The organism is Rhodopseudomonas sp. BR0C11, assembly GCF_010820945.1.
GTDB classification, from domain to species: Bacteria; Pseudomonadota; Alphaproteobacteria; order Rhizobiales; family Xanthobacteraceae; genus Rhodopseudomonas; species Rhodopseudomonas palustris_H.
Window position 1 is genome coordinate 1 of record NZ_QTKI01000614.1, and the last position, 1,900, is coordinate 1,900.

Here is a 1,900-nt window from a genome sequence, read left to right on the forward strand (position 1 = left end):
GGCGCAGTCGTTCGGCGACGACTTCCGCCTGGGCCAGATCGGTCTCCGGCAGCAGCAGCGCGAACTCCTCGCCGCCGAGCCGAGCCAGCACGTCGCAATCCCGCTTGCAGTCGCGCGCCAGCTTGGCGAGATGCACGATCATCTCGTCGCCGACCTGATGACCGAAACCGTCGTTGATCGCTTTGAAGTAATCGATGTCGATCATCAGGAATGACATCGGCCGCTCGTAGCGGCGGGCGCGCGACCATTCACGGTCGGCCAGCGTCAGGAAGTGACGACGGTTATAGACGCCGGTCATGCCGTCGGTGGTCGCCAGCCGCTCCAGCTCTTCGGCATTGCGCACGATGTCGGTGACGTCGCTGTAGATCAGCATCCGGCCGCCGCCGGGCAGCACGGCGAGATGACAGCGCAACGCGGTGCCGTCGGTCATCGCCAGATCCATCGGCTTCGGATCGCCGGATTGCACCCAGGCCAGTCGCCGCGACACGTAATCGTCGAGATTGACCGCGACCGCCTGCGCGGAGGCGGCCAGCATCTCGGCATAGAGCGGACGGTTCTGCCGGATCTCCTCGGCGCTGTTGGCCCTGAACATCACATGCAGCACCGGATTGCTGTAAACGGCGCGCAGCTCTTCATTCAGGATCAACAGCCCGGCGTCGACATTGTCGAGCGCAGCATACAACGTCTCCAGCGCCTGCCTGGCCTCGGCCAGCTCGCGCTGCAGCCCCGCGGTCTCCGGCTGATCCGGCGATCCCGCGACGTGGTGCGTTTCCTCAGGTCGTCTCTTGTGCATTGTCACGCCTCCAGGACGCGCCAGTGACTCACTTACACCACGAGTTGCACGGCAGCAGACAACAACTGATAAATTGCACAGCAGCATTTCGGCCGCGTGGTTAATACACAATGAAGGCAGCGGCAACGGCGCATCAGCGACGGCCACAGATGAGCCTCGTGAAGTTCGACGTCAGACTCGATTACCAGCCGCCAGATAATCGGCTCATGTCACCGATCCTTGATAGCGCCAGAGCCAACGGTGTGAACCAGTTCACAACGGTGCGCTCTACCTCGAACTACAGTGAGCAAAGGAGATGGTTCGGGAGCGAGCATCATGGATACGATCAGGCATATGACGCAACTCATCGAGCGGATCGGTCTTGCAATGGCCGGACTTGCTTGCGGCACATTCGTCGCGGCCTCGGTCGGTCACGCCGATATTGGCGTCCTGCAGTCCGAATGGGCGTCGCTGGTCATTGTGGTGGCAGGCGGGATCGGCTTTGCCGCCGCGAGCGGACTTCAATACCGGGAGACGCGACGCTCAGGACTCGATCCGGTTTGTCTGCTGTGCGCCATCGGCACGTTTCTAACCTCGGTCATGGCTTTGACATCGGTCGGTGTGCTCGTCATCGGCACAGACCCTCCGGCCGTTTGGCTTTCCCTGCTCGCCGCCAGTTGGATCGGCGGCGTGGTCCTTCAAATCGCGGCGGCCGGCGTGGCGCGCTATGGTGACAATCGACCGCCTCGGCGGTCGATCCTGGTGGTCCCCGCCCAGCTTCGCGATGCCGCCTGACGCGGCCGGCTCATCCTCCAAGAGGAGACAAAGAGCCAATCAACCTTCACCCGCGACCGTACGAAGGGCGTCCGGCTGAACAATCTCCAAGGTCTGCGGTCCAAGCCTGATCCACCCTTGCGAAGCCCAGCGCGCCAGCAGCTTGTTGACGCTCTCACGTGACATCCCAGCCATCTCACTGACCTGCTGCTGGGTCAGCTCGATACGAAGCCGAGCCCGGTCGGTGTCACGCTCCGCCAACCGCATGATCGTGCCGGCGAGCCGAGCCGGCATCGACTGCAGCATCAACCATTCGACCTGCTGGCTGGTCGCGCGAACCCGCCCGCAGAGCAG

3 protein-coding genes are annotated in these 1,900 nt (G+C 63.2%); 1 reads left to right on the plus strand and 2 read right to left on the minus strand.

Annotation, left to right across the window (positions count from 1 at the left end):
* Positions 1-793 (minus strand): sensor domain-containing diguanylate cyclase (locus tag DYI24_RS25795; RefSeq protein WP_164574332.1); only part of this gene is annotated, 793 nt, incomplete at its 3' end.
* 315 nt (positions 794-1,108) lie between these two features.
* On the opposite strand from DYI24_RS25795, the gene DYI24_RS25800 reads away from it, so the two are divergent.
* A complete protein-coding gene (locus DYI24_RS25800) occupies positions 1,109-1,567 on the plus strand; it encodes a hypothetical protein (RefSeq protein ID WP_164574333.1) in 459 nt (152 codons plus the stop codon).
* Between the two features lie 39 nt (positions 1,568-1,606).
* Here DYI24_RS25800 and DYI24_RS25805 read toward each other — a convergent pair.
* Positions 1,607-1,900: Crp/Fnr family transcriptional regulator (locus tag DYI24_RS25805; RefSeq protein WP_164574334.1), on the minus strand; the 294-nt coding region annotated here is incomplete at its 5' end.

Excerpts from the sequence above, each read along its gene's own strand:
- DYI24_RS25800 (WP_164574333.1), top strand. The coding sequence starts at position 1,109 with ATGGATACGATCAGGCATATGACGCAACTCATCGAGCGGATCGGTCTT.